This window comes from Ruegeria sp. BB10 (assembly GCF_056535725.1).
Genome location: NZ_JBQFIW010000001.1, coordinates 992,307 through 1,017,614, shown reverse-complemented (window position 1 = coordinate 1,017,614; position 25,308 = coordinate 992,307). Strand labels below are relative to the sequence as shown.

Here is a 25,308-nt window from a genome sequence, read left to right as displayed (position 1 = left end):
GTCTTTTGGTGTTCTAACATCGCTCGGCTACCGCGCCAAATCGTCTCGATGGATCAGCACGGCCCTGCCCGGATAACCCAGAGTTGCCTCGATTTCCGAGGACTTTCGCCCCTTGATCGCGTCTGCTTCTTGCGCGGTATAGCGGCTGAGGCCCTGTGCCAAGCGTCGCGCTTCTGGGTCCAGAATGGCCACAGGATCGCCACGGCCAAAGTCTCCGGTCACTTCGACGATCCCGGCAGGCAACAGGCTTTTACCGTTGCCAAGTGCCCGGGCTGCGCCGGCGTCCACCACGATTTCACCACGCGGTTTCATCGCCGAGATCCACCGTTTCCGGGCCGCATGTGGGTCCAGGGTCGCGGTGAACCAAGTGCAATTCGCACCGTTTTCAAGTGATTTCAGAGGGTTCAGCGGCGATCCTTCAGTAATCGCCATATCACACCCGGCGGCTGTCGCCATCTTTGCAGCCAGCAGCTTTGTCTTCATTCCGCCTTTGGACAGGCCTGACCCTGCGTCACCCGCCATCTGTTCGATCTTAGGCGTAATTTCTTCGATCACGTCGTAACGCGTGGCCGAGGCGTCCTCATTCGGGTTGCCGGTATAGAAACCGTCCACGTCAGATAGCAGTATCAACTGATCCGCGCCCACCGTGACAGCGATCTGTGCGGCCAAGCGATCATTGTCGCCATAGCGGATTTCATCCGTTGCGACCGTATCGTTTTCGTTGACGATAGGCACGACACCCAAACCCAGCAAAGTTTCAAGTGTCGCGCGTGAGTTCAGATAGCGGCGGCGGTCAGCGCTGTCCTCCAACGTCACCAAGACCTGCGCGGTAGTGATCTTATGCGGCGTTAACGCCTCCTCGTACGCGCGAGCCAGCCGGATCTGACCTACAGCAGCGGCAGCCTGAGATTTCTCCAGCGGCAAAGCCTCCATCGGCAAGCCCAAGACCCCGCGACCCAACGCGATAGACCCAGATGACACCAAAATGACGTCCGTTCCCTGCCCCTTTAGCCAAGCTACGTCCTGCGCCAAGGAGTGCAGCCAGTCCGAGCGCAAAAGGCCCGTGTCCCGATCCACCAGCAAGGCGGACCCGATCTTGACCACCAGACGCTTGGCTGAGGTCAGGGTTGCCACGTCTTCGCCTCCTCAACGGGCTTTTGCCGCAGGCGGTTTTCGTCAATCTGGGTACGCAATGCGCGCAGAACCTCGGTCACGCCCAGATGCGCCACACCGGACATTGTCATGACGGGGCCGCCGACGGCCTCTTCCAGCTCGGCCTTAGCCGCTTCGCGTTCTTCGTCATCCAGTGCGTCGACCTTGTTCAGCACCGTAATGCGAGGTTTCTCAGCCAGTTCGCCGCCATAAGCCTCAAGCTCGTGAATAATGGTCCGATAGTCATCAGCCACGGTCTCAGACGTTCCATCGACCAGATGCAGCAGAACGGCGCAGCGTTCCACGTGACCCAGAAAACGATCTCCGATCCCACGGCCTTCGTGGGCGCCTTCGATCAGGCCGGGAATGTCAGCCACGACAAACTCGACGTTATCAACGCCGACCACACCCAGGTTCGGGTGCAGCGTGGTAAAGGGATAATCCGCAATTTTCGGACGGGCGTTGGATGTTGCGGCCAGAAAGGTCGACTTACCCGCATTGGGCATGCCCAGCAGACCCACATCAGCGATCAGTTTCAGCCGCAGCCAGATCGTACGGTCGATCCCCGCCTGCCCCGGATTGGCCCGGCGCGGGGCCTGGTTGGTGGCAGATTTAAAGTGCAGGTTGCCGAAGCCACCATTGCCGCCTTTGGCCAGCAAAACCCGCTGACCGACCTCAGTCAGATCGCAGATGATGGTTTCTTCGTCTTCGTCCAGAATCTCGGTACCAACCGGCACCCGCAAGACAATGTCGTCGCCGTCCTTGCCGGTGCGCTGCTGACCCCGACCGGGTTGACCGTTCTTGGCAAAGAAATGCTGCTGATAGCGGAAGTCGATGAGGGTGTTCAACCCGTCAACGACCTCGGCCCAGACAGATCCGCCTTTACCGCCATCACCGCCATCGGGACCGCCGTATTCGATGTACTTTTCGCGCCGAAAGCTGACGCAGCCGCCACCTCCGGCACCGGACCGGATGTAGACCTTTGCAAGATCGAGAAATTTCATGTGTGTCCCCTACTGCAAAGGCCCCATCGGCCACAAGTCAGAGTTTCTTAGTATACGTCCAGGTGGGCACATTCGCATCACGCGCCACCGAATAGGTTTCGGCATCACCCAGATATTCAAACCCGCAATGGGTCAACACCCGCGCCGAGGCCGGATTGTCCTGAAAAACGCTGGCAAACATAGTGGCGTTTTCCAACGGGTTGGCATTGACCAGCGCTTCGACCGCCATCGAGGCAACGCCCGTGTTCCAATAGACCGGCGCGACCCAATAGCCCACCTCGGACTGGTTGCGATCCAGGCGCGTCAGCGAGATCAGGCCGATCAGCTCGGGGCCGCCATCTTTGGTGGCATCCATTGCCCAGACGTCTTCATCGCGTTCTTCGGACATCGCGCGCGTCACAAAAGCTTCGGTCGAACCCGGTGGCAGCGGATGTGGAATTGCTGTGGTCATGCGCGCCACGCGCTCATCACCTGCATAATGTTCAATGAGACCCAAATCCGACCGGCGCAATGGTCGCAGATCGAACCGCTCGGTTTCAATGACCGGCTGGTTTATTATTGCCTCAAGCTTCATGAGTGCGTTCCTCCTCCGAACAACACGAATAATACGGACGCAACGGTGAGACTGGCTAACGTCCACATCAGATATTTTTCAATTGGCCGTCCTTCAACCGCGTAAGCAATTCTATCGCCCGCAAATGTCCAAATTGGATGAAGAATGACCTGACAAAACAACAAACAGAGAGCAATCGTTACTGTGGCCTCAATACTGGGCGTCCCTGCCGCCACAAACCCGGTAAACCCTGCAATGATCATCGCCCAAGCCTTTGGATTTAAGGGATGAACGATCAAACCAGCCAAGAACCCGGGTGCTTTGCCATCAGCCTGCTGACGCGACAGGCGTGTGTTGGCGATCTTCCAGGCCAGCCACATGATATAGGCTGCTGACGCGTATTTCAGCGCTGTAAATACGCCCGGAGCCTGATCGGCCAGTTGCAGCAGGCCAAAGCCCACAGGCCAGATGATCAATTGCTTCCCTACAATGACGCCCCCGACAAACGGAAGTGCCGCCCGAAAACCATAGCGCGCACCAGTTCCCAACAGGACCATATTGGCGGGTCCTGGGGTGCCGACCTGACTGGCGGCGAAAATCAGGAAACTTGTGGTTGCGACGGGCATAGGTGCGTTCAATCAAAACTACGTTAAAACGAGAAAGGGGACCGGCATTTTCTGCCGGTCCCCCAAGAATTTTCAAACCTTATGGGTTTCGGCTTACTCTGCGGCCTCCGCCACTGGCAGGACCGAAATAAAGGTGCGGTTTTTGAGGCCTTTGTGGAACTTCACAGCGCCGTCGACAGTTGCAAAGATTGTATGATCCTTGCCCATGCCTACGCCTTCGCCCGGCCAGAACTTGGTGCCGCGCTGACGCACGATGATGTTACCTGCGATGGCGGCCTGGCCACCATACAGTTTCACGCCAAGGCGGCGACCAGCTGAGTCGCGACCGTTACGGGAGGAACCGCCAGCTTTTTTATGTGCCATTCTCTCTCTCCTTAGCCTTTAGCCAGTTCTTTGGCCTGCTCAACCCATTCGGGTTTCACTTTGATGGTGTCGATAGCAGCAATCTGCTCGTCCGACAAGGCGGCCAGAGCGGCAAAGCTCTCGATACCGGCGTCGGCCAGCTTTTTGGCGGCGGCGGGACCGACACCGTTCAGGGCTGTCAGATCATCAGCGGCAGCAGCAGCAGCGGCAGGTGCCTCTGCTTTGGCTTCAGCTTTCTTAGCAGGCTTTTTCGCTGCCGGAGCAGCTTCGCCAGCAGGTGCCGAACCAGTTGCAGCTTTGATGCCCGATTTGTCAGCGCCCGATGCCAGGATGTCAGTGATTTTGACCAGAGTCAGTTTCTGACGGTGGCCAACGGTACGCTTCGAGCTGTGCTTACGACGACGCTTGACGAAGTTGATGACCTTGTCACCTTTGATCTGTTCGATCACTTCGGCCTGAACGCCTGCGCCTTCAACGAAGGGTGCGCCAACAACCGGTGCGTCACCGCCCAGCATCAGAACATCGTTGAATTGAACTTTTTCACCTGCGTCGGCAGCCAGCTTTTCAACACGGAGCACATCGCCCGCCTGAACCTTGTACTGCTTGCCGCCAGTCTTGAGGACCGCAAACATGCGTCTTTCCTTTTCCAAACCGCGTTCTGTGGTCCCCGTTTGGGTGTTTTGGCTTTCGCCACCTCGAACAGCGCGCCCTTTTTCCGGGCTGTGTGACGACCCGTGGGAAAAGCCCTTTGGGTCAATAATAACGAGACCCGGCGCGGAAGAACCGGCCGGGATGCGCGCTTATCCAAGGATTGCGGGGGAAAGTCAACATCAAATGCGACGCTAAAGGTCCGATCCTTTCAGCACCTGAGCGACCGCCTGACCCAGCTGATAATAGATCGTGTCGAACATCCGGTTAAAGCTTTCAAACAGGGCCGTATTGATCGCTTTGCCCGTTTCAGTGCGTGAAAAGGCGATGTTCTCGCGCATTTGACTGTCGGTCAGTGGCTTGTATGCCAGCAGAAAAAAGGAATACAGCCACATTCGTGTGTCTTCGGTCATGCTGTCTTTTTCCTCAAGCAGCTGTGCCAGAAGTTCCCCGTCGTCCCCACCAACCCCCAGGCTCATCCCACGGAAAAAATTGTAATCTGCACTGATGGAGTTATGCACATTCTCGTCAATCAGGTTGTTGACCTGAATATACTCGTCGACCAGCCGGTATAGCTCCGTGCTGCGATCACCGTTTCTGTAGACGTCCTGTGCCATTTCTTCGATGGCTTCATCTGCCAAGGCGACACGGGCGGATAATTCCAGCGAGGTGATAGCCTGCCCTAAATCGCTTTCGAAAAACAGGATGGCGCGGTCCATCTGGCTTTCGGTCAGGGTTTCCGCGAATACACTTTCGATCTGATCACGCATTCTGTCCGCGTCGTAAATCCGGTCTACCTGATCCAGAAAGACCGGGCCGCCATTGTTGTTCAGAAAGGTTTGCTGAAGGTCCTGCCCAAGTGTACTGCCTTCGTCCCGCAGGATGTCGATGACCGCGTCCACTTGCAGGGCCTGCATAAGTTGTTCGACCTTTTCCTCGGCCTGCAAAGGCGTGGTCCAAACGAACAACGCCAGGAACGTCGCGATAAAACGCATCATATATCCTGTGCCGGGTGCAAGTCCGCCATCCGAGTGGCAAGAATTTCGAATTTCATGGCCATGATTTCATACTGAACGGCATTCAGCAGTTCATAGACCTCTTGCATCAGCGGCTGCTCTAGCGCATCGGCATAAGCGTTCACATCGGCATCGGAAAAATTCTGATACGTATAGGCAGCCCCGGCCAAGGCCGATAACTGCAACGCCTGTCGCATGCTTGTTTCGTTCTGACGCATCATGAGGCGCAGTTGATCAGCATCCAACTGAAGATCAATTACCCCCGAAGCACTGGCGGCCAGCAGAAACCGCAGTTGGATCTCTTGCAGGGCTCGCAATGCGGTCCCGCTTGAATCAATGGCTCTATTCATGCGTTTGAGGCTTTCGACACGGTGAGAGCCGTCTTTGATCAACTCTGCCACGATCTCTTGCCCCTGCTGCTGCTTGGCCTCGTCATCTTCTAGCATATGCGAGGCGTTTTCCGCCTCGACCAGACGCTGCCCCAGGTCCGAGGCGTAAAATTCCACTGCATGAAGCAGCGCCTCATCTCTGAGTGTCTGCTCCAGAATCGACACGGCGGTTTCATGCATGTCTTCAGTGTCGAATACTTCTTCGGTCAGTCGGGCCCAATCGGAGCCGAAACCATCCGGGTCTATACCAAGCATCTGCGGCGCCGACGCAGAAGAGAGCGCGATACTTTCCAGCGCCACGTCAAAACCAGTTGTAGTCAGAAACGCTTCGATCTTGTCTCGCCCGGCGGCAAAGGACGACACAGGCGCCATGGCCAGTGTCAGAAGCAACAAGAATAGGGTCAGAGCGGAGCGGCGAAGAGAATAAGTCATACTTCAAAGCCTAGGCGTTTTGTGCCGTCTGGCAATGGAAAATCCCGTCATATTGAATTTCGGGAATTTTCTGCTTGCACCCCCGCGCGTTCCTCACTAAATCCCCCCCTCACAGACCCCCGCGGAGAGGTGCCGGAGTGGTCGAACGGGGCGGTCTCGAAAACCGTTGTGGGTGCAAGCCCACCCAGGGTTCGAATCCCTGTCTCTCCGCCACTATCTTCTTGAAATTGAAAGCTAGTAATAGAAATTCAGGGTGTAGTGTGCTTTCTGCCCTAGTCGACAGGTACGGCCATAGGTGTCCTACTGCGCCCCATTTTAGAACCTCCGGCTATGCCAATTACGGCCCTTTGGCGCAGACTATGACACATTGACACCCTTCCAGACTGCAATCAGGCAAACGAAATAGGGATCCTGCGTCTGCGGGATCCCTTTTGAATGTTGCGGGGTTTAAAGGCTTCAGCGAAAGCCGTTGTCGCTGTTCTGCCCTAACCTGAGCGATTTCTTCCTGTGTCAGGTATCTCAGGTAGTAACGGCCTGTGGCAATTCGTTTGTGACCGCTGCAGTAAGACATGCCTCGCGTAGAGCGGTCTGAGTTGTCTCTCTTTACGAAGGATCCGATATAGAAACCAAAATCCTGTCAAGCTCGCTGTGAACTGGCTCCCATCCCGTGGCTAGTTTAAGAGCGCTGACATCCGCACAGATCTTTGCGATGTCACCAATACGTCTGGGCGCGTAGACCGGTGTGATCGAAGGCGCATGGCGGGCGTTACTTATTTAACTCCCCTTCCCGACCAATATTAGTAAAGGGAACCTTGGCAACCGCCAGAAATGTCCTGAAAGCTAATTTGCCAGACAGTTCATAAAACTACGTTTAGGTGCGTGAAACGCTCTGCCCCAAGCCGCAGGATACGCACCAATCAGACAAACTTCATTCAGCCATCAGACGCGAAATTGAAGGTGGAGAACAAAAGCTCCGAAATTTAGGACACTGAAAATCTTTCGCGTTAAATAGCGGTTGCTCCCATTGTTGACGAGATCACCGCAGGGAAAAATGCGACACTTCACATATGTTCACTGGGCTTTTCTTTTTGCTGAAAAAGCTGCTGAACCACGATAGCGCATTGATTTATAGGCGATAATAGAAATGATTAGGCAAATCCTAATGTTTAGTGAGGAAGTCAATTCTTAGGACGGCAACGCAGCCCGTATATACCTGAATGGAATTTCGCGATGCTCAGGGGAGGCGCAATTGTCTGGCAAAGAAAATATCGCGATTGACGTGCGGGACGCGGTAAAACGTTATGGCGATTTTACGGCGCTCAAGAAGATCTCGCTGTCGATCATGGACAATGAGTTCTTTACCCTTCTGGGTCCGTCTGGCTGTGGCAAGACAACTCTCCTTAGAATGATCGCCGGGTTCGAGGCCGTAACCGAAGGTGCGATCTACCTATACGGAGATGAAATCGAGAACCTGCCTCCCAACAAGCGCCCGGTGAACACAGTTTTCCAAAACTATGCTTTGTTTCCGCATATGACCATTTTGGACAATGTTGCATTCGGGTTGGAAATGCGCGGGGCCTCGAAATCCGAAGCGCGTAAGAAAGCGGGTGAGATGCTGGAATTGGTACAGCTCTCTCAGTTCTCGGCCCGCAAGCCCAGCCAATTGTCAGGTGGCCAGCAACAGCGTGTTGCGCTGGCACGTGCCCTGGCGCCTCAGCCCAAGGTTTTGTTGTTGGACGAACCCCTGTCTGCACTCGATTTGAAGCTCCGCAAAGCAATGCAGCTTGAGCTGAAGCATCTGCAACGTGAAACCGGGATCACCTTTATCTTCGTGACCCACGACCAAGAAGAAGCGTTGACCATGTCCGATCGCATCGCGGTTATGTCCGCTGGCGAGCTGCAGCAACTGGGGTCCCCGACGGACATTTACGAGCGTCCGCACAACATGTTTGTGGCTGATTTTATTGGCGAGACCAACCTATTGGAGGTTTCCGTTGACGATATCTCGAATGGCCGTGCGACCTGCCACCTTGGCGGTGGGCATGAGTTGACCTGCAACTCGGTTGAGGGGGTCGGCGTCGGCTCCAAGGTTCACATGTCAATCCGGCCAGAGCGGTTGTTTATGTCGGACAGCCCTGCCGAAACCGAAAGCCTGAAAGGGCGGATCAAGGAAAACATCTTTGTCGGCACAGATATCACAACCATCGTGGATTTGCAGGATGGCCCAGATTTTGTCGTACGCACCTCAAACTCAGACCGCGGCAACAAGCGGATTTTTGAGCCGGGCACCGAAATGTATGTCAACATGGAGCTGGGGGCTGGTCGCCTCCTGGTCGACTAATGGCGGCGGGTGCGGCAAGCGGCGGCAGCGCAACGACAGATACCTATAAAGAGGCGCGAACATGGCTTCTGCTGCCCGCATGGGTGACACTGGCCATTCTGGTTCTGGCGCCGGTCATCATGATGCTGATCTACTCTTTCCTGACAAAAGAGTTCCGGGGCGGCGTCATTTGGGAATTCTCGCTGGCGGCTTATGATCAGTTCTTCTTTGATCGAGGATTGTTCGGTGACGACCCCCCTAAGATAGAATGGACCTATATCACGATTTTCTGGCGCTCGATCTGGCAGGCAGGTGCTGCTACATTGCTCAGCCTCGTGATCGGCTTTCCAACGGCCTATTTCATCGCCACCCGATCCGAAAGCATGCGTCCGGTTTGGGTGTTCCTGATTACCATCCCCTATTGGGTGAACCTGTTGATCAGGACCGTGTCGATGAAATTCCTTCTGCGCGATCAGGGGCCGTTGAACGACTTTCTGATGAATATCGGCCTGATCGACAGCCCCCTGCATATCGTTAACACCAATTTTGCGGTGCAGCTCGGCCTGTTCTATTCATATCTGCCCTTCATGGTGTTGCCGATCTATGCAGCGGTTGAACGGTACAACTTTGCCCTTTCCGAAGCCGCGGCCGACCTCTACGCGTCGAAATGGACCACACTGCACCGCGTGCTTCTTCCCGCGGTCAAACCCGGAGTATTTGCGGGTTGTATTTTGGTGTTTGTTCCGTCGATGGGGTCGTTTCTTGCACCCGACCTTCTGGGTGGCGCCAAAAACTTTATGATCGGCTCGCTGATTGAGGAGCAGTTCAAAGGCAACGCCGGCAACTGGCCGTTTGGCGCGGCCGCGTCGATGATCCTGCTGACAATGGTTTTGATCATCCTGATGTTCTCGGCCCGTCAGCAGGCCAAAGCCGACAAGGCGGGGGGCTGATCCATGGCAAGCAAGCAATTCGACATCAAGTCTTACACTGGCTTCAAGGGGATCACCCTGCTGTGTCTGGTCATTCTCTATGCGCCGCTGGTTGTGGTCACGATCTACAGCTTCAACGCATCCCAATCACTGACCAACTGGGAAGGCGTTTCGCTCCGTTGGTATGCGGATGTTTTTACCGGGCCTGAAAGCGGTAAGTTCAAGACGGCTGCCAGGAACAGCTTTATCATTGCGATCATTGCCTCAACCACGGCAACCGCAATTGCAACGTTGGCCGCAACTGGCATGGTTCGAGGTGGCAAGTTCCGCTTTCGCACATTGTCCTTTGGGTTGATCAGCCTGCCGCTGATGGTGCCCGAGATCGTTCTGGCCGTCGCGACCCTGATCTTCTTCAATTCGATCGGATTCGAACGCGGGCTACTTACCATCCTACTTGCCCATATCGCCTTTTGTATTCCGTTTGCCTATCTGCCGATCTCGGCCCGTATGCAGGGGATCGAGGACAGTTATGAGCAGGCCGCACTGGATCTCTATGCTACTAAACGGCAAGCATTCACTAAGATCCTCCTCCCGCTGATGATGCCCGGCATCATATCAGGTTTTCTGCTGGCCTTCATCGTCAGCCTGGATGACTTCATCATCACCAACTTTGTGAAAGGTGCCGGGGTCGAGACTTTGCCAACGGCGATCTTTGGCTCGGTCAAACAAGGGATCAAACCGAATATCATGGCGATTTCGACCATGTTGCTGAGTGTGTCCATCCTCATGGTCACGATCAGCTATTTCGTCAGCAAGTCTGACAACACAAAATAACCAACAGATGGAGAGACACATGAAACATATGATGAGAAGCGGCGTTGCTGCCATTGCTTTGGCTATTGGCGCGAACGCTGCCGCCGCCGATGGTGAACTGGTTCTGTACCATTGGTTTGAGTACATCCCGCAAGAGCTGCTGGACAAGTTCACCGAAGAAACCGGCATCAATGTCACCATGGACACCTACGACTCGAACGAGGCGATGCTGGCCTCGCTCAAGGCCGGTGGTATCGGAACCTATGACGTATCGGTTCCGGGCGATTACATGGTGTCGATCATGGCCGGCGAAGGCATGTTGGACACAATCGCCGACGGTGAATTGAAGAACAAGGGCAACATCGCCGAGGAATGGGCCGATCCCGGTTTTGATCCCGGTCGGCAGTCCTCGATCCCGTATCAGTGGGGCTCGACCAGTTTTGCAGTCAGCCGTGATGCGTTTGACGGCGATATTCAAACCACCGATATTCTGTTCAATCCGCCAGCTGAGCTGCAAGGTCGTATCAACATGTTGGACAGCCAGGGCGAAGTGATGGCCATGGCCGCGTTGCATATGGGTATCCCGCAATGTTCCACTGACCGCGAGCAGTTGAAGGCGCTGAATGCCATGCTGCAAGAAGCTAAGCAGCACTGGGCGTCGTTCAATTCGGATACCGCGAAAGAGGTTCTGGTTTCCGGTGACGCAGCCGTAGGCCAGATTTATGACGGGTTCTCTGCCAAGGCGCGCGAGGAAGGCGCCAATGTGGAATACGCCTTTCCGACACAAGGTTACATCGCCTGGATGGACAATGTCGTTCTGCTAAAAGACGCCCCCAACCGCGAGAACGCGCTGATATTCATGGATTTTCTGCTGGAGCCCGAGAATATCGCAGCCGTGTCCAATTTTGCGCAGTACAACGCCGGTGTGAACGGTGTGGGTGAATTTCTAGACCCGAAGCTGGCTGAACAACCCGAAAAGAACCCTCATGCCAATGCAGGCTCGGGCGTGTTCATCGAAGTATGTGATGAGGAAACCCAGGCGGTCTATGACCAGATCTGGACCAACTTGAAGAAATAATTCAGGCCTTATTCCTGACGCCAAAGCCCCCGGTTTTTCCGGGGGCTTTTTCGGTTTCAGTAAGGGGTTGTTGTTTAGCGGCTGATGTCTTCGAGGATGCGATCCATCATCGCGTCGCACGCGTTAAGCTGTTCGATTTCAAGGTATTCATCCGGCTTGTGTCCCTGACGTTCCATGGAACCCGGCCCGCAGACAACAGTTGGAATCCCCAACTCGCTGAAAAACCCGGCCTCGGTGCCAAAGGCGACTTTGGTGGTGGCGTTGCTTTGCGCAAGTTTCTGGGCGTAAGCGATGACTCCCTCGGTCTCGACAACATCCAGTCCGGGATAGGCGTTATACTGTTCGACCTCAATGCGCGCCTCCGAGCATAGGGCCTGATACCGGGCCCCTACCCTGACCGCTGCGTCTTGGATCTGTGACAGAATATCCTTGCCATGATCCAAAGCAAGATGACGGTATTCAAAGGTCAACTCAGCGCGGTCGGGCACAATATTCAGGGCTCTGCCGCCCGACAGTATACCCATGTGGAAGGTCGTATAGGGCACCGAGTAAGCCGGGTCGCTGTTGCCACTCTTGGCGTAAACGTCTTGTAGCGCACGCAACTCGGCGACAAAATCGGTTGCAAGATGCAGTGCATTGACAAATTTAGGGGCCAGCGCGGAATGCCCGCTTTGACCGTGGCAAACAGCGCGCAGCGCAGCTTTGCCTTTGTGCCCGATAGCGACCTGCATTTCTGTCGGTTCGCCGACGAAACACGCGCGGGGCTGACCCAGCATTGGGGCGAGCCGATCCAGCATGTGCTGAATACCGACGCATCCCACCTCTTCGTCATAGGACAACGCGATCTTAAGGGGTTCTCGCAGGTCAACCCCAGCAGTCCGGTCTGCCAAAGCCATAACCGACGCCACATAACCCTTCATATCAGTGGTGCCACGACCGTAGACACGGTTACCTTCTTGCGTCAGGCAAAACGGGTCTTTGGTCCAGCTTTGGCCTTCGACTGGGACAACATCCGTATGCGCAGACAGCAGAACTCCGTCACCGTCAGGGCCTTTTTCCGCGTAGAGCCCAGTTTTGTCGCCGCCGGGATCGGTGATGCGATGAACCGCAAAGCCGCGCGCCTCTAGAAACTCTTCGACATAAGCGGCAAGTTCGAGGTTCGAGTTCTTGCTGACCGTATCGAAGCCAACCAGTTTATCGAGAATACCCAGTGTAGACGTCATGCGACTTGAACCTGCTTTTCGGATTGCCGACCGGTTTGACCCCCTCTGCGTTGGGGATTGTAGATTAGCCTATACGACAGGCAGAATACTTAAATCTGGGAATGACGAAGCAGAGGTTAGGAGATTTCTAAGGACCTGCGGTCACTCTTTCTCTTGAATGCACAAACCCGGGAGGGTTCCCGATTTTACGGCGTGCGCACAATGATCGACAAAGGTTTTCAGAGTGTTTGTTTCATTCTCGGCCCGGGCGCGCAGCAGACCAAGGCGCATGGGGCGCACCTCTCCAGCCAAAGGCACAAAAATCAGTTTCTTTCCGTCCGGTGACAAGCTGTTCAAGGGGCGAATATTTGCAATGGAAAAGCCGAATCCGTTGGCAACCAGTGAACGCATCACCGACATATCTGCGGTGCGTTCCGCGATATTGGGCTTTATATTGGCCTCGCGGAAAAACGACAAGAAATACTCACCGCTGAATGGAAGGTCCAACAGAACCATCGGGCTGTCCTGCAGGTCTGGAATCGTTAATTCGACCTGCTTCGCCAAGGGATGGTCTTCTCCCAAAACCACATAGGGCGGGAGCGCGTGCAGAGGTTGGAATTCAAGATCAGTGGGAATGTCCAGGTCGTATGTCAGTGCAATGTCCAGCTCGGCCCGGCGCAATTGGCTAAAGATGTCAGCCTGATTCAATTCACGTTGTTCAATTTGTACATTAGGGTAGCTGTCCTCGAATTCGCGCCGCAAGCCCGGCAAGACGATCTGAGCGAATGTCACAAGACACCCTACGGACAGAATGCCCTGAACCTTACCCGTGATTTCCCCAGCAAGCGTGGCCAGCAGTTCGGCTTCACGCAGAACGAACTCGGTTCGTTCCATGATCTTGTGTCCCGCCTTCGTCAGCGACAGACCGCGCGCATGTTCGCGCACAAACAACGTAACGCCGAATTCGACCTCAAGCTGAGTTATCGCCGCCGAAATCGACGGCGACGACACGTTCAGCTTGTCGCTGGCCGCAGCGATACTGCCCGCCTTCCCGACCGCAACAAAATACTCAAGCTGTCGCAGCGTGTATCTGAAAGGCAATGGTACATCTCCGCTTGGCCGTGGATTAAGCCTTGTACTTGATCCACGTGGTCTTCAAAGCAGTATACTTTTCAAGTGAGTGCAATGACAAATCGCGTCCAAAACCTGACTGTTTCATGCCTCCGAATGGTGTCATGGCTGACAATGCGTCCACCGTGTTGACCGAGACGGTTCCCGCCATCAGCTTGTCAGACACCCGGCAAGCGCGTGACAGGTTGTCAGTCCAGACTGACGCGGCCAATCCATAGATCGAGTCATTTGCCATCGTGACCGCCTGCTCTTCGGTGTCAAACGGGATCACCGACAAGACGGGGCCGAAAATCTCATCCCGCGCCAATGGGTTGTCATGGGTCACGTCGTCAAAGATGGTCGGTTGAACAAAACAACCTTTACCGTCCACGGTAACACGTTCACCCCCTGTCACCAGATTGGCCGTGTTCTTACCCTCGTCCACAAAGCGCATGATGCCTTGTGTTTGCTTCTCATCGACGATCGCTCCCATCTTCGATGCCGGGTCTAGCGGGTCGCCAGGCTGCATTGCTTGCGCGCGGGCAATCAGCTTTTCAACAAACGCATCCTTGATCGAGCGCTCTACATAAAGCCGAGAGTTGGCCGAACACACTTCGCCCTGATTGAAAAAGATGCCAAAGGCCGCCATGTCCGCGGCGGCGTCCAGATCCTCGCAATCGGCGAAGACCAGATTGGGGCTTTTGCCGCCCGTTTCCGGCCAGACCTGTTTCAGGTTCGACTGGCCCGAATATTGCATGAACATTTTACCAATCGCGGTAGAACCAGTGAAGGCCAGGCAGTCGACATCCATATGCAGGCCAAGTGCCCTGCCCGCCGTCACCCCAAAACCGGGAACAACGTTGAAGACGCCATCCGGAACACCGGCTTCAGCCGCCAGCTCTGCCAGGCGAAGTGCTGACAGGGGCGATTGTTCTGCGGGTTTAAGCACAACCGAGTTTCCCGCAGCCAGCGCTGCGGCGGCTTTCCAAGTCGCCATGTCCAGCGGAAAGTTCCAAGGGGTCACGGCACCAACAACGCCCAGCGGCACGCGGCTGACCAACGCCAGATCGCCAGGGCCGGTTGGGGCCACTTCATCATAGACCTTGTCGATGGCCTCGGCGTACCACTGAAAGAAATGTGCCGAGCCCGGCGCGTCGATAGTCGCCGCATCAGTTACCAGCTTGCCCATATCAAGGCTGTCCAGCAGCGCCATCTCCTCCAGATTTTCCCGGATCAAGTCAGCCAGCTTCAGCATCACTGCCTTACGGTCACCCGGAGCCATACGCGACCAGCGGCCATCCTCAAAGGCAACACGACCTGCGGCAACGGCACGATTGACGTCTTCTTCGTCACATTCGGCGACCGGTGTCAGAACCGCACCTGTGGCCGGGTTTATACTGTCAAAAGTCTTGCCTGACACGGCATCGGTGAATTTACCGTCGATAAAGGCTTGATCCCGGAACGACAGACCGGCGGCGAGGCTTTTCCAATCCGCGTGGGTATTGTCCAACATTTTGTTTCTCCCTGATTATTCGTCGCCGGGGACGCCATAAGACGGTGCCTCGCTCGGGTCGAGCGCACGCTGGACATAGGCGTCAAGATGCGGCTTATAGATGTCCCAGGTGGTCGCGATGGCCTCAATGGGGCAATCCTCGGTCCAGTCACAGCGAAGATCGGCGACGGGCCAACTGACTTTGTCGACAATTTTCATGCCTGCGGAATGCACCGGGCCAGCCTCGCCCCCTGCGGCCAATCCGGCGCGCATGGCGGCGATCAGACGGTCGCCGATATGGCCCGAGGCCGACAGAAAGCCATCGACGATGGCCTGCGGGACTCCGTCATTGGCCAAAAGGTTGCCGCCCGAGGCGACATTTTCAGCCTGTGCTTGCGTCCAGATTCCAAGGCTGTTGGGACCGGAATGGATCGCCGTGCGCCCGGCGATATCCACCGCCAGAACCTGCCGGTATTCGATGAATTTTGCCTTTGCGGTCATGGCCTCGATTGCTTGAGGTGCTGTCTTGCCCCGCTCCATCAGGTCCAGCGTCAACGGACCGAGGCTTGGGTCTGTAACGTTCTGCGATGCAACCGCGCCAACACCTGCACGCGCAAAAGAACAGCGCGCAGCCACAGCGGGTGACGATGACGAAATCGCCAGACCGAACATGCCGGTTTCAGCGCAGCGGGCGACCAGTGAAAAAGTCATTCGGATCTCCTGAAAATAGAAAGTCCGGACCGCGCCTGTTTGGAGGAGAACAAGTGGCGCGGTCCGGCTAAGGTGGTTGATCTGGTGGATCAATCGGGAATAACGGCGGTTCCGTCGATTTCAACCAACCAGTCGGGACGCGCCAGAGCCTGAACGACCAGCCCTGTCGAAACAGGATGAACACCTTTGATGTACTCGCCCATAGTACGGTAAACAGCCTCACGGTGGCGGACATCGGTGATGTAGACGACCACCTTGACCAGATGCTCCATCGAGCCGCCGGCTTCTTCGATCAACTGTTTGATGTTCTGCATCACTTTGTGGGTCTGTTCGACCGGATCATGACTGTCGATATTTACCGCATCATCCAGATTTTGCGGGCACTGACCGCGCAAGTAAACCGTTTTGCCGCCCTGTGTCACAACGGCCTGACACAGGTCGTTATCCAGGTTTTGCTCAGGATAGGTTTCTTTGGTGTTGAATTTGCGAATGCGTGTATGGGCCATTTCGAAGTCCTGACTACTTATTCCGCCGCGGCGGGGGCGATGATCGCAGCTTCGCCGTCGTATTCGGCATAAGCGCGTTGAATAGCGATCTGATCGGCGATGTATTTCGCGTCGTGCCAGACACCCCAAATGAAGGTTGAACCGCGTCGCGATTGCCATGGCAGGCCCAGAAAATAGATGTCGGGCTCGACAGAAACGCCTCGCTGATGGATCGGTGCGCCTTTGGCGTCAAATGCGTCGGCCTTGATCCAACTGAAATCCTGACGGAAGCCTGTCGCCCAGATAATTGTCGTGATGCCTTCCTTAGCAAAATCGACTGAAGTCAGGGGATTGGTTAGGCTATCGGGATCAGCAAACCGCTCTCGTGCCTCTGGCTCTTCGGGCAAATCAATACCAGTACGAGCGATATAGGCGTCCGCCATGTCCAGCATTTCAAGGTAGTTGGCATCGCCCGCAGCGACGTTGCCTTGGAGATCATCGGCAAAGCTGAGAATACCGTTCTCGAAGCTTTTGGTCATCCCGGTAAGGGTCACCCCTTCATTTCCCAAGCGGCGGAAATCCATCGTGTGGCCGCCATTCGCGCCGCTGACCGAGATCGTGACGTGTTCAGTACCTGGTTTCTGTGCAGCCATATCCCAGAGTCCCAGAACGCCCAGCCACCAAACATTATCGCGGCTACGATAGCGACGCGGGGGGCGGTCATGAGGACCAACAGACAGGAACACCTTGCGACCGGCGCGATTTAACTCATCCGCAATCTGAGCACCGGACGAGCCGGCGCCCACAACCATCACCGCCCCTTCGGGCAGTTGCTCGGGGTTTTTGTAGTAAAAGGAATGAAGTTGCTCGACGCCAGCCGTTTCCGGCACAATGGGCGGAATAACCGGGTGCTGGAAAGCGCCTGTTGCGGCGACAATGCGCTTGGCATGGATTTCACCGGCGGTCGTCTCAACACGGAACCCACCTTCGCCGGGCAACCGTTCAGCGTTCAGCGCCTCAACACCCTCGCGGATTGGGGCGTTCACCATTTCTGCGTATTCTACCAGGTATTCGGCGACACGGTCCTTTGGCACAAACGCATCCGGGTCATCCCCGTTGAACTGGAGGCTGGGAAAACGGTCATGCCAGCATGGTCCATTCGCAACCAATGCATCCCAACGGCCGGTGCGCCACGCCTCGGCAGTTCGGTTCTTTTCCAGAATGATATGGGGCACATCGTTGTTTCCAAGGTGCTCGCTTAGCGCGATACCCGCCTGCCCGCCGCCAACAACCAGCGTATCCGTTTTCTCAATGGACATGTGTCGGTTCCCTATTACTGCGTCTCGAATTGACCTGAAAAGGTCGTTGTGCGCGTGCATCTTGCGCTGCCTGGATGGACGTACGACCACAACCGGCCGAAGACCTTGCACATTCAAAACAGAAGACATCAGAGCAGAGCCATCGCATCGGCCAACACCGAACAAGGGCCGCTTTGGCGTTCCGTTTCCTGTGCCATTCCAGCACGTTTTGCACGTTTCCGGGTAAAGGTTTCACAAGTTGGGAACAGACGAAATTACTGTCTAACTTACTCTTAATTAGGCTTTGACTAACCCGCCGGGAATTGCCCCTGTTTCCCAGCCGGTTGTCCGCTTTCCGACAGATACGGCGCGATCAGATAGTATAGTTCACCCTGCGAAGAGATATGACATTTCCGGTAGAGTTGCTTGCGCAAAACCTTGACGGTCTGAGGGCTGATACCCAGTGTCAGGCCAATAGAAATCGATGAATGACCCTGCAGGATTAACAACGCCACCTGCGCCTGCCTCGGACTTAAACCGATATCTTGTTCAACGGACAAACGCTGACGCAGTTGCGCGACGATATCTTCCGGCTTTTTTTCATTCGAGGGCTTCAGATCAGGCCAATTCCTTCTCACCAGCGCATTGACGATCGGCGCTACATTTTTTGCGATGGAAAAATCCTTGCTGGAAAAACGCGATGCAGTGGTTGCGTCCCTGCCGAGACAAACAGTGATCGAACTCATGGGGTTGAGACCGGCGTAAAAGGCCAGCTCGTCCGTCAGCGTCGTGTTTGTGTAATAGGATTTAAAGTACTCGTTCCGTTGAAACTGATCCGGGGCAACATCGGTCAATCTGTAAAGACCGTCCGCCGCGCGGCTTTGATGCAGGCCATAAAACGGATCCAACAGATAAGCGCCTTTGACATAGTGGCTGTCGATCCGCTCAAAAACGCGGCTGTTGCGGGCATGGGTCATAAGCACCATTGGGCTGCTGCGCCGAAAAAATGCGATGATTGCGAAGTTGTCGAAGGAACAGGTTGCATCCAGCCACCTGTAGAGCGCATCGCCGAACCCCTCTGATCCGATTGCCATTATAGCGGCTGATAGAGCGTCTGGTGCTTCAACAGTTGACATTTCGAATACCCCCCTGGGGGTATATACCCCTCAAATGAGCCTAAGTAACCTTTGATATAAATGTAGGTGGTATGCAATCGCCAGCACGTTGGTGGTTCCTAACAAGCCTCACCGGATCAGCGGAATTGCATCGCGAAAACAAAGGGGTTGATCATGGCCAAAGATACACTCGACATTCTTGCACAGGACGAACACCTGATTCAGTCCTTCGCTGATCTAAACGCACTTAAGCAACAAGGCGCGCGCACCGTGATCTCGCGCGCAAAGGGCGCATATGTTTACGACAGCGATGGCAATGAACTGATCGATGGCATCGGCGGGTTGTGGTGTGTCAATATCGGTCACGGCAATGATGAAATGATTGAGGCTATTTCTAATCAACTGAAAACGCTGGACTATTATTCGACCTTTTACAATTTCACGCACCCGGCAGCGGCAGCTCTGGCTGATAAGATTGCGCAACTTGCACCGGGTCATTTGAACGCCGTGTATTTTGGCAATTCCGGTTCCGTCGCCAATGACAGTGCCATTCGGATGCTGCATCACTACAATATCCGCAAAGGGAAGCCGGAAAAGAAACTGGTTCTATCAAGACACGGGGCCTATCACGGCTCGACCCATCTGGCGATGGCGATGACCACGCCCGGTTATTCCGAAGGCTGGCACGCGGCCAGTGAATTGGTGCATCATCTGCGCTCGCCCCATTACTGGCGCGAAGGCGGTGATATGACCGAGGCCGAGTTCCTCGACGCGCTGATCGACGATCTGACGCAAAGAATTAAGCGTATTGGTGCCGAGAACATCTGTGCTTTCATCGCCGAACCGATCCAGGGCGCGGGTGGTGTCGTGACCGCGCCAGCTGGTTACCACAAGCGCGCGTGGCAGGTCTGTCAAGCCAACGACATCAAATACGTTGCTGATGAGGTCGTTACCGCCTTTGGTCGCCTTGGGCATTTCTTTGCATCAGAAGACGTGTTTGACATGGTGCCCGACGTCATCACCACGGCCAAAGGTCTGACCTCAGGCTATCAGCCGCTGTCTGCTACGATCGTTTCCGACGATATTCACGAGGTCATCTCAGGCCCCGACGGAATGTTCCTGCACGGCATGACCTATTCGGGCCATCCAGCAGCTGCGGCAGCGGGTCTGACCAATATCGCAATTATGGAGCGTGAAGAAATTCCTAAGCGTGTGCAGACAACCGGGAAGCAGTTTGAAAACAACCTGCGCGGCCTGACCGATATCGAAATGGTCGGCGAAGTGCGTGGCAGCCATTTCATGATGGGGGTCGAATTCGTCAAGGATCGCGACACAAAGGAAGGCCATCCGGCAGAGGCGCAAGTTGGTCTGAAAGTCGCACGCGCTTGTCAGAAACGCGGTCTGATTGCTCGTCAGCTCGGCAACGTTCTCATCTTGTCTCCGACGCTGATCATGGACGAGCCGATGATTGACCGTATCGAAGCCATCCTGCGCGACGCCATCACCGAAGTCGCCGCTGGTCTGTAATCCCGCATTTGGGGCGGCACGGCCCCGTCATCATCTTAGCCATCCATAAGGAGCCAGCTATGCGCGATCCACGCTATGACATCCTGTTTGAACCGACAAAAATCGGTCCCCTAACAGCCAAGAACCGGTTCTATCAGGTGCCTCACTGCAACGGTGGTGGATATCGCGACCCATCGGCGGCGGCTGCGATGCGAGGCATCAAGGCTGAGGGTGGCTGGGGCGTGATCTTCACCGAACAATGCGAAATGCACCATACGTCTGAAATCACCCCATTTATCGAGCTGCGCCTTTGGGAAGACAAAGACATCCCCCAATTGCGCAAGATGTCCGAGCGCATGAAAACCCATGGTGCCCTGGCTGGCATTCAGCTTGCCTATTCGGGCATCAACGGTCCCAACCTTTATACCAAAGAAGTGCCATTGGCCCCTTCTGCCATGCCGATCCGGACCTTTACCAATGATCCGGTGCAGGCGCGCGCCTTGGACAAGCAGGACATCAAGGATTTGCGCCGGTGGTTCGTGAATGCCGCAAAACGCTCGAAAGAAGCAGGTTTCGACCTGATCTGCCTGTATGGCGCGCATGGGTTTGGTATCTTCCAACACTTCCTCAGCAGGGCAACCAACCAGCGCAGCGACGAATATGGTGGCTCACTGGAAAACCGCGCCCGATTCAGCCAGGAGGTTATCACCGATATGCGCGACGCCGTGGGCGATACGATGGCGATCACGCTTCGGGTGTCGTTGGACGAGACCATTGGCGATCTGGGCTTCTCGAATGCCGAGGTGCGTGACTACATCGAAATGAACAAAGACCTGCCCGACCTCTGGGATCTTGCGCAGGGTACTTGGGAGGATTGCTCCGGCCCTTCGCGGTTCAAAGAAGAGGCTGCCCAGGAACAACTGGTGCGTGGCATTCATGAATTGACCGAAAAACCGATCGTTGGGGTCGGTCGGTTCACTTCGCCCGATGTTATGGCCAAGATGATCAAGTCTGGCACACTGGATTTCATCGGCTGCGCCCGACCGTCTATCGCTGACCCGTTTCTGCCGAAAAAGATCGAAGAGGGCCGGATCGAGGACATCCGAGAGTGTATCGGGTGTAACATCTGCATCACTGGCGATATGACCATGTCAATCAGCCGCTGCACCCAAAACCCGACCTTCATGGAAGAATGGCGCAAAGGCTGGCACCCGGAGAAGATGAACGACAAGGGTGATAGCTCGAACGTGCTTGTCCTTGGGTCTGGCCCCGCCGGGCTTGAGGCTGCTTGGGCTCTTTGTCGCCGGGGGTATGACGTCGCCGTGGCCGAGGCGCGTGATGTGATCGGCGGTCGCGTGGCCCGCGAACGTCTGCTTCCGGGGCTGTCGGCCTGGGGCCGTGTCGTGGACTATCGCGACTATCAACTTAGCCAACGTCCGAACGTGGAAATCTATCGCGAAAGCGAGTTGGGTGCCGAGAGCATTCTGGAGTTCGGTTTTCAAAATGTCTGCATCGCCACGGGATCTACATGGCGCAACGACGGGGTCTCGCGTCAGCACGTCGTGCCAATGCCGATTGCCGAAGGCGCCAAGGTCTATACACCAGACGATCTGATGGATGGCACAATCCCATCGGGCCGCGTGGTGGTGTATGACGATGACCACTATTACATGGGCGGCGTTCTTGCCGAACTTCTGGCCAAAAACGGTGCGCAGGTGACACTGATCACTCCGTCGGCTTATGTCAGTGACTGGACGAACAACACGCTCGAACAAATCGCAATCCACCCGCGGCTGGTGGATGCAGGTGTCGAAATCGTCCTCAACCAGGGTGTCACTGAAATCCACCCGGATCACGTGGTCTCGAACTGCGTCTACACCGACCGAACCTGGAAGATCGAGGCGGATGCGGTTGTGGTGGTGGCGTCACGTCTTGAAAACAACACCGTTTTCAATGACCTGATTGCCCGCGAGGTCGAATGGGCGGACGCAGGTATCAAGTCGGTCAAGTTGATTGGGGATGCCAACGCACCGGGCCCAATCGCCTGGGCAACCTATGCCGGCCACCGCTATGCGCGTGAGCTTGACGGTAAAGATATTGGTGACGACTTGCCATTCCGCCGCGAAATCACAGAGCTTGCGGTGGACTGAGGTCGTGACCGCGTAACGGGCGGCAAAGTGCTCACTCCACCGCCCGTCACATTTGAACGCCAACTGCCATCTGCGATGCTTCAACGGATACAACCGTATTCTGTGCGCCCCAATGTTCGCCTTCACCGGTCAGTGGCAAATTACTCGCTGTTTTTCTCAAACTCGTAATAGCTTGTTTGCCCGCTTTTTCTTTAAAATTGATAGCCGTATGCAATGGCCGCGAATGACTGCCCTCAGCGCCGTGCTTGACTATTTTTGCCGTCACAACGCCCTTGTTGTATTGATCCAAGGACTTCCGTTTGATGTCGAAATCGGAATAGCAAACTGTTGTGAGTGCAAGCCCACCCAGGGTTCGAATTCCTGTCTCTCCGGCATTATGTCCCTTGGCTACGATACTTTCGGACCAATGATGCGAAACGGCCCTCCCTGCGCCCGGCAGAGACTGGTTTTTAACCGGCTGACATCAAATCTCTTTTCCTTTGCGCATCCCTGATAAGAGCTGCAAGCCGATAGAAACCGTGCGCCATCTTGGTATACGGCATCAAAACAAAGAACGTCAGGACCGATCCAAGATGGATGGCAAGCAGCGCTGGCATCATGGCTGTTGAACCGAGGGCGTAAAGACCAAGTCCACTCAACCCAACAAATCCAAGCAAAAGGGTAAAGGCGATATCCCCTCCCCATGCCATAGGGTCACCGAGATCGCGGTCGGATTTTTGTTTGAGATACACCATAGCGCCACACCCCACTGTCAGCAAAACACCACCGGAAATCCCAAACAGTTTAGGCAATGACCAGAACCCATAGGGCGCATGCATGCCAAAGCCGTAGTGCATCACTGTTGCGATTGAAGTTGACGCAAAGCACAACAGGAAGCCGTACATTATAGCTTGGTGAAGGTGTCGCCGCGCTTGGCTGAAGCGGTCTTCGTCCTCAAAATTGCAGCCCTCTGCGTGCCCAGCAGCAAGATCCTGCATCTTTCCTGCGCGCTTGAAAGAAGCTGTCACGTCCGCAATTTGAACAGGTTTGCCGCCGACTTCGACCCAATAGCGCCTTAGGCTTATGGCTAAACTAAAGAGCGGCAGCAGGAAGGCAGGTGCAAAGATCGCGACCATCGCATTATGCGACAAGACAGCATAGAACCCCTCGCCTCCGCTCGATCCAATGGCGCGAATGGCCAAGAACAGCATGGCAAATCCAATTACAAGCGCCAGGGCTATGGTGCCACCATGGGTGTGGAACCAACGCGCCAGAGGTTGCGGCCAGGCGAAGCATTCCCAGCTGTTCCGCCGCACCTCGGCCAAAGCTTTGGGGAGGTTCAGGTCGAACTCATGCGGAGCTGTGTACTGACAAGCGTAATAGCAACCCCGGCAGTTGTGGCACAGGTTAGCCAGCTGCGTGATATCCCCGTCGGAAAACGCGCGTTCAGCATGCAAAGACGGAAAAACCGAGCAATAGCCTTCGCAATACCGGCAGGCGTTGCAAATTTCGGCCTGACGACGGGCCTCATGAATCAGTTCAGTTTGCATAAGCGGCGGCCTCACGTCCTGCGATGCGTCCAAAAACGGTGCCTATGGTCATGCCAAAGCCCGCCAGATAACCCTGTCCAAGGATCGACCCGGCCATGGTTTCTCCGGCGGCCCAAAGGTTTTTGATCTTTCCGTCAGGGGTCGAACACTGAGCGGTATCGTCTACCTTGAACCCCAAATAGGTGAAGGTCACGCCGGTGCGTAGCGAATAACCATAGAACGGTGGCTCGGTGATCGGGCGGGCCCAGTTGGTCTTGGGCGGTGTCAGGCCAGAGGTTGTAACACCGTCCAATTCAGTTGGGTGAAAGCCAGTTGTGTCACCACAAGCTGCGTTAAATTTGCTGACAGTCCGGGTCAGCTTGTCGGCTGGCAGGTCCATCATCCCGGCCAATTCTTCCAACGTATCCGCCTTATACGGCGGGAACACTGACGGCATAAACAAATTCAGCGATTTGGCATCGATAATCACATAGCCCACCTGATCCGGTTGGGCTGCCACAAGTCGTCCCCAGATCGCATAGCGCTTTGGCCAGACGTCCTCACCCTCGTCATAAAACCGTTCGGCATCTTTGTTCACAACGATGGAAAACGGAACGCAATCAAGACGAGTGACAATCCCGCCATCGAATTTCGCCGCGCGTCCGTCGATGGCAACGGCGTGACATTGAGTCGGATCTCCAACGCTCTCGACGCCTTGATCCAGAAGGTCTGCCAACACCACACCCCGGTTATAGGGCGTTCCCCGGATCAAAAAGTTCTTTGCTGGCTCACCCCAGGCACGCGTAAGCCAATCGGTATCGGCCTGAAACCCGCCCGAGGCGACAATCACTGCTTTGGGTGTGATGCGATGCGACTGGCCTTCAAAGGTGTAATCGACCCACTCGATTTGGTCACCGCTCAGTTCCAGATGCGTAACCGCAGCCTCATAAAGCACATCAACGCCCAGACCAGCCGCCGTGCGGTAATAGGCATTCACCAACGACTTGCCACCCCCCATGAAGAATGCGTTGGTCCGTGCCAAAGACAGCGTTCCTGACAATGATGGCTGAAAGCGAACCCCATGTTCCTGCATCCACGTTAGGCACTCTTCTGAAGAACGGATTGCCAGCCGGGCCAGATGCTCATCGGTCTTTCCGCCGGTGACTTTCATCAAATCCGAGAGATATTCGTCTTCGCTGTATTCTTCTATAAGTGGACCAAGAGGAGATCTGTGCATGCAGCGAAAATTACGCGTGTGGCGAGAGTTTCCTCCGCGATACGGTTTTGGCGCCGTTTCAAGGATCAGAACTCGGGCGCCTGCCTCGGCAGCGGTCATCGCGGCACAGAGGGCAGCATTGCCGCCGCCAATCACAGCGATATCGTAAGCTTCACTTTTGGGGACCATGTC

24 protein-coding genes and 1 tRNA gene are annotated in these 25,308 nt (G+C 55.4%); 7 read left to right on the top strand and 18 right to left on the bottom strand.

The features are described 5' to 3' along the window. Nucleotides 1-27: 27 nt before the first annotated feature. The 8 genes from proB to ACR3EP_RS05060 all read right to left on the bottom strand — a co-directional run bounded on the left by proB (nucleotide 28) and on the right by ACR3EP_RS05060 (nucleotide 6,183). The gene (gene proB / locus ACR3EP_RS05095) at nucleotides 28-1,134 is read right to left on the bottom strand and encodes a glutamate 5-kinase (protein ID WP_170358454.1); all 1,107 of its coding nucleotides are present in this window, start codon (nucleotides 1,132-1,134) and stop codon (nucleotides 28-30) included. Next, nucleotides 1,122-2,156: a GTPase ObgE gene (gene obgE, locus ACR3EP_RS05090; protein ID WP_226688453.1), complete on the bottom strand. Its 1,035-nt coding sequence runs from the start codon at nucleotides 2,154-2,156 to the stop codon at nucleotides 1,122-1,124. The genes proB and obgE overlap by 13 nt, the downstream gene beginning before the upstream one ends. Before the next feature lie 37 nt (nucleotides 2,157-2,193). Next, nucleotides 2,194-2,730 (bottom strand): GNAT family N-acetyltransferase, encoded by a 537-nt coding sequence (locus tag ACR3EP_RS05085; RefSeq protein WP_170358452.1) that lies wholly within the window; start codon nucleotides 2,728-2,730, stop codon nucleotides 2,194-2,196. Then, nucleotides 2,727-3,335 carry a LysE family translocator gene (locus ACR3EP_RS05080; protein WP_480636634.1) on the bottom strand — a complete coding sequence of 203 codons (609 nt, stop codon included), beginning with the start codon at nucleotides 3,333-3,335 and terminating at the stop codon, nucleotides 2,727-2,729. Before ACR3EP_RS05080 ends, ACR3EP_RS05085 begins: the two co-directional genes overlap by 4 nt. Before the next feature lie 93 nt (nucleotides 3,336-3,428). After that, on the bottom strand, nucleotides 3,429-3,698 hold the full coding sequence (gene rpmA / locus ACR3EP_RS05075; protein WP_010440093.1) for a 50S ribosomal protein L27: 270 nt from the start codon (nucleotides 3,696-3,698) through the stop codon (nucleotides 3,429-3,431). A gap of 11 nt (nucleotides 3,699-3,709) precedes the next feature. After that, nucleotides 3,710-4,330, bottom strand: a complete 621-nt coding sequence (locus ACR3EP_RS05070; protein WP_170375320.1) for a 50S ribosomal protein L21 — start codon at nucleotides 4,328-4,330, stop codon at nucleotides 3,710-3,712. A gap of 210 nt (nucleotides 4,331-4,540) precedes the next feature. Next, nucleotides 4,541-5,341, bottom strand: a complete 801-nt coding sequence (locus ACR3EP_RS05065; protein ID WP_480636632.1) for a DUF2059 domain-containing protein — start codon at nucleotides 5,339-5,341, stop codon at nucleotides 4,541-4,543. After that, nucleotides 5,341-6,183, bottom strand: coding sequence for a DUF2059 domain-containing protein (locus ACR3EP_RS05060; protein WP_480636630.1), 843 nt, complete (start codon nucleotides 6,181-6,183; stop codon nucleotides 5,341-5,343). The genes ACR3EP_RS05065 and ACR3EP_RS05060 overlap by 1 nt, the downstream gene beginning before the upstream one ends. 123 nt (nucleotides 6,184-6,306) lie before the next feature. Between ACR3EP_RS05060 and ACR3EP_RS05055 the strand changes: the two genes are divergently transcribed. From ACR3EP_RS05055 to ACR3EP_RS05035, 5 genes are all read left to right on the top strand, one after another. After that, nucleotides 6,307-6,396: transfer RNA gene (locus tag ACR3EP_RS05055), tRNA-Ser, on the top strand. Nucleotides 6,397-7,432: 1,036 nt separating this feature from the next. Further along, nucleotides 7,433-8,524, top strand: coding sequence for an ABC transporter ATP-binding protein (locus ACR3EP_RS05050; protein ID WP_170348690.1), 1,092 nt, complete (start codon nucleotides 7,433-7,435; stop codon nucleotides 8,522-8,524). Continuing rightward, complete coding sequence (locus tag ACR3EP_RS05045; RefSeq protein ID WP_170394038.1) at nucleotides 8,524-9,453, top strand: ABC transporter permease; 930 nt, start codon at nucleotides 8,524-8,526, stop codon at nucleotides 9,451-9,453. Before ACR3EP_RS05050 ends, ACR3EP_RS05045 begins: the two co-directional genes overlap by 1 nt. Before the next feature lie 3 nt (nucleotides 9,454-9,456). Beyond that, nucleotides 9,457-10,266, top strand: a complete 810-nt coding sequence (locus tag ACR3EP_RS05040) for an ABC transporter permease (RefSeq protein ID WP_170348688.1) — start codon at nucleotides 9,457-9,459, stop codon at nucleotides 10,264-10,266. Between the two features lie 19 nt (nucleotides 10,267-10,285). After that, entirely contained in the window at nucleotides 10,286-11,323 is a 1,038-nt protein-coding gene (locus ACR3EP_RS05035) for an extracellular solute-binding protein (protein ID WP_170348687.1), read from the top strand. Nucleotides 11,324-11,397: 74 nt separating this feature from the next. Here ACR3EP_RS05035 and argE read toward each other — a convergent pair whose 3' ends face one another. From argE to ACR3EP_RS05000, 7 genes are all read right to left on the bottom strand, one after another. Next, a complete protein-coding gene (gene argE, locus ACR3EP_RS05030) occupies nucleotides 11,398-12,546 on the bottom strand; it encodes an acetylornithine deacetylase (RefSeq protein ID WP_480636627.1) in 1,149 nt (382 codons plus the stop codon). A 141-nt stretch (nucleotides 12,547-12,687) separates the two neighbouring features. After that, a complete protein-coding gene (locus ACR3EP_RS05025; RefSeq protein ID WP_480636625.1) occupies nucleotides 12,688-13,626 on the bottom strand; it encodes a LysR substrate-binding domain-containing protein in 939 nt (312 codons plus the stop codon). Nucleotides 13,627-13,651: 25 nt separating this feature from the next. Continuing rightward, nucleotides 13,652-15,148, bottom strand: coding sequence for an aldehyde dehydrogenase (locus ACR3EP_RS05020; RefSeq protein ID WP_480636623.1), 1,497 nt, complete (start codon nucleotides 15,146-15,148; stop codon nucleotides 13,652-13,654). A gap of 15 nt (nucleotides 15,149-15,163) precedes the next feature. Then, nucleotides 15,164-15,838 carry a DUF1028 domain-containing protein gene (locus ACR3EP_RS05015; protein ID WP_480636621.1) on the bottom strand — a complete coding sequence of 225 codons (675 nt, stop codon included), beginning with the start codon at nucleotides 15,836-15,838 and terminating at the stop codon, nucleotides 15,164-15,166. An 89-nt stretch (nucleotides 15,839-15,927) separates the two neighbouring features. After that, the gene (locus ACR3EP_RS05010; RefSeq protein ID WP_170330089.1) at nucleotides 15,928-16,344 is read right to left on the bottom strand and encodes a RidA family protein; all 417 of its coding nucleotides are present in this window, start codon (nucleotides 16,342-16,344) and stop codon (nucleotides 15,928-15,930) included. A gap of 17 nt (nucleotides 16,345-16,361) precedes the next feature. After that, a complete protein-coding gene (locus ACR3EP_RS05005; protein ID WP_170358437.1) occupies nucleotides 16,362-17,642 on the bottom strand; it encodes a flavin-containing monooxygenase in 1,281 nt (426 codons plus the stop codon). Between the two features lie 287 nt (nucleotides 17,643-17,929). Further along, nucleotides 17,930-18,529, bottom strand: coding sequence for a helix-turn-helix transcriptional regulator (locus ACR3EP_RS05000; RefSeq protein WP_480636619.1), 600 nt, complete (start codon nucleotides 18,527-18,529; stop codon nucleotides 17,930-17,932). A gap of 381 nt (nucleotides 18,530-18,910) precedes the next feature. Between ACR3EP_RS05000 and ACR3EP_RS04995 the strand changes: the two genes are divergently transcribed. Continuing rightward, nucleotides 18,911-20,263: an aminotransferase class III-fold pyridoxal phosphate-dependent enzyme gene (locus tag ACR3EP_RS04995; protein ID WP_480636617.1), complete on the top strand. Its 1,353-nt coding sequence runs from the start codon at nucleotides 18,911-18,913 to the stop codon at nucleotides 20,261-20,263. A 59-nt stretch (nucleotides 20,264-20,322) separates the two neighbouring features. Continuing rightward, complete coding sequence (locus ACR3EP_RS04990) at nucleotides 20,323-22,392, top strand: oxidoreductase (protein ID WP_480636615.1); 2,070 nt, start codon at nucleotides 20,323-20,325, stop codon at nucleotides 22,390-22,392. A gap of 46 nt (nucleotides 22,393-22,438) precedes the next feature. On the opposite strand, the gene ACR3EP_RS04985 is transcribed toward ACR3EP_RS04990, so the two are convergent. The 3 genes from ACR3EP_RS04985 to tcuA all read right to left on the bottom strand — a co-directional run bounded on the left by ACR3EP_RS04985 (nucleotide 22,439) and on the right by tcuA (nucleotide 25,305). After that, nucleotides 22,439-22,681, bottom strand: coding sequence for a hypothetical protein (locus tag ACR3EP_RS04985; protein WP_480636613.1), 243 nt, complete (start codon nucleotides 22,679-22,681; stop codon nucleotides 22,439-22,441). Between the two features lie 160 nt (nucleotides 22,682-22,841). Next, entirely contained in the window at nucleotides 22,842-23,921 is a 1,080-nt protein-coding gene (tcuB, locus tag ACR3EP_RS04980) for a tricarballylate utilization 4Fe-4S protein TcuB (RefSeq protein ID WP_170549781.1), read from the bottom strand. Further along, nucleotides 23,911-25,305, bottom strand: coding sequence for an FAD-dependent tricarballylate dehydrogenase TcuA (tcuA, locus tag ACR3EP_RS04975; protein WP_170548841.1), 1,395 nt, complete (start codon nucleotides 25,303-25,305; stop codon nucleotides 23,911-23,913). Before tcuA ends, tcuB begins: the two co-directional genes overlap by 11 nt. Nucleotides 25,306-25,308: the final 3 nt, after the last annotated feature.